Below are 5,784 nucleotides of genomic sequence, written 5' to 3' on the forward strand. Positions count from 1 at the left end.
GCCTCCCGGCCCGGGCTGGGGAGCCCGCCCTCCCGCCGGCCCCGGCGGATACGGCGGCTACGGCGGCGGCCACCCGGGCTACGGCGCCCCGGGCGCAGGACCCTGGGGAAGCGGCTGGGGCGGCCCGCCGCCCGCGGCCAAGCCCGGCGTGATTCCGCTGCGCCCGCTCGGCGTCGGCGAGATCCTCGACGGCGCGGTCTCCACCATGCGCACCTACTGGCGCACGGTCCTCGGCATCTCCCTGACCGTCGCCGTCGTGACGGAGATCCTCGTCATCCTCGTGCAGGGCCTCGTCCTGAACGACAGCCTCGACACCGAGGCCCTCGACGACCCGAACGCCACCCTCAGCGAACTGACCCGCGCCACGGGCGACGCCCTGATCAGCTCCAGCGTGATCCTCCTGATCTCGGTGATCGGCGCGATCATCGCGACCGCTCTGCTCACGACGGTCACCAGCCGCGCCGTGCTCGGCAAATCGGTGACCACCGGCGAGGCCTGGCGCGACGCCCGCCCCCAGGTACTGCAGCTCTTCGGCCTGCTCTTCCTGCTGCTGCTCATGACCTTCGGCGTGGTGCTCGCCGGTGCCGTACCCGGCATTCTCGTGGCCGCCACGGGCGCCGGCGCGGCGGGCGGAGCACTCACAATCTTCGGCATCCTCGGCGCCGGCATCGTCGCCCTGTGGCTGTGGTTCCGCTTCTCCCTCGCCTCGCCCGCGCTGATGCTGGAGAAGCAGGGCATCGTGAAATCCCTGAGCCGCTCCGCGAAGCTCGTACGCGGCTCCTGGTGGCGCGTCTTCGGCATCCAACTGCTCGCCACGATCATCGCGAACGTCATCGCGGCGATCGTCGTCATCCCCTTCACGTTCCTCGCCGGCGCCGTCAGCGGCGACGGCGCCACCAGCTTCCTCAACGGCACCACCGAATTCGGCTGGACGTTCCTCATCATCAGCGGCGTCGGCTCGGTGATCGGCTCCATGATCACGTTCCCGATCAGCGCGGGCGTCACCGTCCTGCTCTACATCGACCAGCGCATCCGCCGCGAGGCCCTCGACCTCGAACTGGCCCGAGCAGCCGGCGTCCAGAACTACGGCACCGGCACCCCGGGGAGCTGAACAGGTGAGCTTGGCGGGGGGAGTTCTCACGACGGCGTCAGCACTGCCGGACGCGGTCACACGCGCACTGTTCAACATCGGCGGCGACACATCCGTACGGTCGCTGCCGCGCGTCGGCGACACGTCCGCACTGGCACTCCTGGCCCGCTCCGACGACGAACCGCCGCTGACCATCCCCCGCGACCCCGCGCGGGAGGCGGCGCGGCGTGAGCTGTCCAAGGGCATGTACCACGAGAACGACCCCAGCTGGTTCCAGCGTGCCCTGGACGCCTTCTGGGGCTGGGTCGAGGACCTGTTCAGCAGCGCCTCGACCGTGACGCCCGGAGGGCCGCTCGGCCTGATCGTCGTCATCCTGGTCATCGTGGCGGCCCTCGGCGCCCTGTGGTGGCGGCTGGGCACCCCCCGCCGCCAACCCACCTCATCCGCCGCCCTGTTCGACGACCGCCCCCGCAGCGCCGCCGAACACCGGGCCGCCGCCGAGGCGCACGCCGCCCAGGGCCACTGGAACCAGGCCCTCCAGGAACGCATGCGCGCCATCGTCCGCTCCCTCGAGGAACGCACACTTCTCGACATCCGTCCGGGCCGCACTGCGGACGAGGCCGCCGCCGAGGCCGGCCGCTCACTGCCCTCCCACACGGACCGACTGCGCGCCGCGGCCCGGGACTTCGACGACGTGACATACGGCGGCAGAACCGCGACCCAGCAGGCGTACCAGCGCATCGCGGAACTCGACCGCGCCCTGGAGAGCACCAAGCCCCAACTCGCCAACAGCGCCGCGAGCACGGCCCCCAACGCCCGCCAGGGAGCCGCCGAATGACCACCGAGGCCACGCTCCCGTCCACCTCGGCCTCGCCCACCGCACGCCAGCTGTGGACCCGCACGCGAGGCGTCGTCGCCGCCGTCGTCCTCCTGCTCGTGGCGGCCGTCGTGATCGCCACGATCCGCTCCGACGCCCGGCACGGCACCCTCGACCCCCGCTCCGCCGACCCCAGAGGCAGCAGGGCGGTCGCCGAACTCCTCGCCGACCGCGGCGTCGACACGCGCGTGGTCACCACTCTGGACGCGGCACGCGCCGCGGCCGCCCCGGACACCACTCTCCTGGTCTCCGCCCCCGACCTGCTGACGGAACGTCAACAGACCTGGCTGCGCTCGTCGGCCGCTGACTCCGGCGGCCGAACCCTCCTCGTCGCCCCCGGCAGCTGGTCCGTCGAGCGCCTCGCCCCCGGCGTCACCGCGGATCCAGCCACCAGCCTGGACTCGGAACTCGCCCCCGACTGCACCCTGCCCGCCGCCCAGCGCGCGGGCACCGCCGACCTGGGCGGCGTCCGCTACACCACCACCCACCTCGACGCCGACGAGTGCTATCCCAGCGAGCGCCTGGCCACCCTCCTGCGCATCCCGGACCGGACCAAGGGCGGCGACACCGTCGTCCTCGGCGCGCCCGACATCCTCTACAACGACCGCCTCGACGAGCAGGGCAACGCCTCGCTCGCCCTTCAACTCCTCGGCTCCCGCCCTCACTTGGTCTGGTACCTCCCCTCGCTCTCCGACACGTCGGCCGCCGACGCGGACGACGAACGCAGCTTCTTCGACCTGCTCCCCTCGGGCTGGCTCTGGGGCACACTCCAGCTCTTCATCGCCGCAGCCGTGGCCGCCCTCTGGCGGGCACGCCGCCTCGGCCCTCTGGTGCCCGAAAAACTCCCCGTGGCGATCCGCGCCTCCGAAACCGTCGAAGGCCGCGCCCGCCTCTACCGCAAATCCAACGCCCGCGACCGCGCGGCCGCCGCTCTTCGCTCCACCACCCGCACGCGCCTCGCCCCCCTCGTAGGTGTCCCCGTCACTCAGGCGCACACGCCCGAGGCCCTGCTCCCCGCCCTGTCCGCCCACCTCCACAACCACGGAGACGGACAGGCCCTGCACACCCTCCTCTTCGGCCCGCCACCCAGCGACGACGCGGCACTCATCGCCCTCGCCGACCAACTCGACGCCCTCGAAAGAGAGGTACGCCGTCCATGATGGACCCGACCACTGACAACGCCGGGAACACCGGGGACCCGGGCACCGCCCGTGCCTCCCTGGAAGCCCTGCGCGCCGAGATCGCCAAAGCCGTGGTCGGCCAGGACCCCGCCGTGACCGGCCTCGTCGTCGCCCTCCTCTGCCGCGGACACGTACTACTAGAAGGAGTCCCCGGGGTCGCCAAAACGTTGCTCGTCCGCGCCCTCGCATCCGCACTCGAACTCGACACCAAGCGCGTCCAGTTCACCCCCGACCTCATGCCGAGCGACGTGACGGGCTCCCTCGTCTACGACACCCGCACCGCCGAGTTCTCCTTCCAGCCCGGCCCGGTCTTCACCAACCTCCTCCTCGCGGACGAGATCAACCGGACGCCCCCCAAGACCCAGTCCTCCCTCCTGGAAGCCATGGAGGAACGCCAGGTCACGGTCGACGGCACCCCCCGCCCGCTCCCCGACCCGTTCCTCGTCGCGGCAACGCAGAACCCCGTGGAGTACGAGGGCACATACCCTCTCCCCGAAGCCCAGCTGGACCGTTTCCTCCTCAAACTGACCATCCCCCTCCCGTCCCGCCAGGATGAGATCGATGTCCTCACCCGGCACGCCGAAGGCTTCAACCCACGCGACCTGCACGCCGCCGGCGTACGCCCCGTCGCGGGCCCGGCGGACCTGGAGGCGGCCCGCGCGGCGGTGGCCAAGACCACCGTCTCCCCGGAGATCACCGCCTACGTGGTCGACATCTGCCGAGCCACCCGCGAATCGCCCTCTCTCACCCTGGGCGTCTCCCCCCGCGGCGCCACAGCCCTCCTCGCCACGGCCCGCGCCTGGGCCTGGCTGACCGGCCGCGACTACGTCACCCCCGACGACGTGAAGGCCCTGGCCCTCCCCACTCTCCGCCACCGCGTACAACTCCGCCCCGAGGCAGAGATGGAAGGCGTCACCGCCGACTCCGTGATCAACGCGATCCTCGCCCACGTCCCCGTCCCGCGCTGATGGCCCTCACCGGACGCGCCGCACTCCTCGCGGCCCTAGGCTCCCTCCCCGTAGGCATCTGGGACCCCAGCTGGACAGGCATCCTCGCCGTCAACGCCCCCCTACTGGCAGCCTGCGCCTGCGACTTCGCCCTGGCCGCCCCCGTACGGCGCCTGGGCCTGACCCGCTCCGGCGACACCTCCGTACGCCTGGGCGAGGCGGCCGACGTCACCCTCACGATCACCAACCCGTCCAACCGCCCGCTCCGCGCCCACCTCCGCGACGCCTGGCCCCCCAGCAGCTGGCAGCCAGGCACAGAGGTGGCGGCCTCACGTCAGCGCCTCACAGTCCCCGCCGGCGAACGCCGCCGCATCACCACCCGCCTACGCCCCACCCGCCGAGGCGACCGCCAGGCCGACCGCTTGACGATCCGCTCATTCGGCCCCCTGGGCCTCTTCTCCCGCCAGGGCACCCATAAGGTCCCCTGGACAGTACGGGTCCTCCCCCCGTTCACCAGCCGAAAGCACCTGCCCTCCAAACTCGCCCGCCTGCGCGAACTCGACGGCCGCACCAGCGTCCTCACCCGCGGCGAAGGCACAGAATTCGACAGCCTGCGCGAGTACGTCCCCGGCGACGACACCCGATCCATCGACTGGCGCGCCACAGCCCGCCAGTCCACGGTCGCCGTACGCACCTGGCGCCCCGAGCGCGACCGCCACATCCTCCTCGTCCTGGACACCGGCCGAACCTCGGCAGGCCGCGTCGGCGACGCACCACGCCTCGACGCCTCCATGGACGCAGCCCTCCTCCTGGCCACCCTCGCCTCCCGAGCCGGCGACCGTGTGGACCTCCTCGCCTACGACCGCCGAGTACGCGCCCTCGTCCAGGGCCGCACAGCAGGCGACGTCCTCCCGTCCCTGGTCAACGCGATGGCCACACTCGAACCCGAACTGATCGAAACAGACGCCCGAGGCCTTACGGCCATGGCGCTCCGTACAGCCCCACGCCACTCCCTGATCGTGCTGCTCACGACCCTGGACGCCGCCCCGATCGAGGAGGGCCTGCTCCCGGTCCTGTCCCAGCTCACCCAGCGCCACACGGTTCTGCTGGCATCGGTGGCGGACCCCCACATCGCCCGCATGACCACCGCACGAGGCAACACGGACGCCGTGTACGAGGCCGCAGCCGCCGCCCAGGCCCAGACCGAGCGCCACCGTACGGCCGAACAGCTCCGCCGCTACGGCGTTACGGTCGTCGACGCGACCCCGGAAGAACTCGCGCCGGCACTGGCTGACGCCTATCTGGCCCTTAAGACGGCAGGACGTCTGTAACGAGCGGAACTGAAAGGAGGGAGCAGTCCTGCGGAGCTCCCTCTAAGCCACTTACTGCAGGTGCCGGAAATGCAGAAAGCCCCCGGACCGGTATCCCCGGCCGGGGGCTCTCTCAAAATTTGTTCGGCGGCGTCCTACTCTCCCACAGGGTCCCCCCTGCAGTACCATCGGCGCTGTAAGGCTTAGCTTCCGGGTTCGGAATGTAACCGGGCGTTTCCCTCACGCTATAACCACCGAAACACTATGAAACAATCAAACACTGCCGCACCGCATATCACCATATGCGGGGCCGTTCGTGGTTTCAGAACCAACACAGTGGACGCGAGCAACTGAGGACAAGCCCTCGGCCTATTAGTAC

General features: G+C 71.2%; 5 protein-coding genes and 1 rRNA gene. 5 read left to right on the forward strand and 1 reads right to left on the reverse strand.

Translation table 11 applies throughout. The annotated features are described in order from the left end of the window. From L0P92_RS41475 to L0P92_RS41495, 5 genes are all read left to right on the forward strand, one after another. Positions 1 to 1,111, forward strand: a 1,111-nt coding sequence (locus tag L0P92_RS41475; RefSeq protein ID WP_234768307.1) for a DUF7847 domain-containing protein, incomplete at its 5' end; no start/stop codon positions are given. 4 nt (positions 1,112 to 1,115) lie between these two features. Continuing rightward, positions 1,116 to 1,928: a DUF4129 domain-containing protein gene (locus tag L0P92_RS41480; RefSeq protein WP_372497424.1), complete on the forward strand. Its 813-nt coding sequence runs from the start codon at positions 1,116 to 1,118 to the stop codon at positions 1,926 to 1,928. Next, on the forward strand, positions 1,925 to 3,127 hold the full coding sequence (locus L0P92_RS41485) for a DUF4350 domain-containing protein (protein ID WP_234768308.1): 1,203 nt from the start codon (positions 1,925 to 1,927) through the stop codon (positions 3,125 to 3,127). Before L0P92_RS41480 ends, L0P92_RS41485 begins: the two co-directional genes overlap by 4 nt. Further along, positions 3,127 to 4,116: an AAA family ATPase gene (locus tag L0P92_RS41490; RefSeq protein WP_234768311.1), complete on the forward strand. Its 990-nt coding sequence runs from the start codon at positions 3,127 to 3,129 to the stop codon at positions 4,114 to 4,116. The genes L0P92_RS41485 and L0P92_RS41490 overlap by 1 nt, the downstream gene beginning before the upstream one ends. Next, positions 4,116 to 5,426 carry a DUF58 domain-containing protein gene (locus L0P92_RS41495; RefSeq protein WP_234768309.1) on the forward strand — a complete coding sequence of 437 codons (1,311 nt, stop codon included), beginning with the start codon at positions 4,116 to 4,118 and terminating at the stop codon, positions 5,424 to 5,426. The genes L0P92_RS41490 and L0P92_RS41495 overlap by 1 nt, the downstream gene beginning before the upstream one ends. 121 nt (positions 5,427 to 5,547) lie before the next feature. On the opposite strand, the gene rrf is transcribed toward L0P92_RS41495, so the two are convergent. After that, a 5S ribosomal RNA gene (rrf, locus tag L0P92_RS41500) occupies positions 5,548 to 5,664 on the reverse strand. Between the last annotated feature and the right edge of the window lie 120 nt (positions 5,665 to 5,784).

It is taken from the genome of Streptomyces muensis (genome assembly GCF_021474425.1).
Taxonomy (GTDB): Bacteria; Actinomycetota; Actinomycetes; order Streptomycetales; family Streptomycetaceae; genus Streptomyces; species Streptomyces muensis.

Excerpts from the sequence above, each read along its gene's own strand:
- L0P92_RS41485 (WP_234768308.1), top strand. The coding sequence starts at position 1,925 with ATGACCACCGAGGCCACGCTCCCGTCCACCTCGGCCTCGCCCACCGCA.
- L0P92_RS41490 (WP_234768311.1), top strand. The coding sequence starts at position 3,127 with ATGGACCCGACCACTGACAACGCCGGGAACACCGGGGACCCGGGCACC.
- L0P92_RS41495 (WP_234768309.1), top strand. The coding sequence starts at position 4,116 with ATGGCCCTCACCGGACGCGCCGCACTCCTCGCGGCCCTAGGCTCCCTC.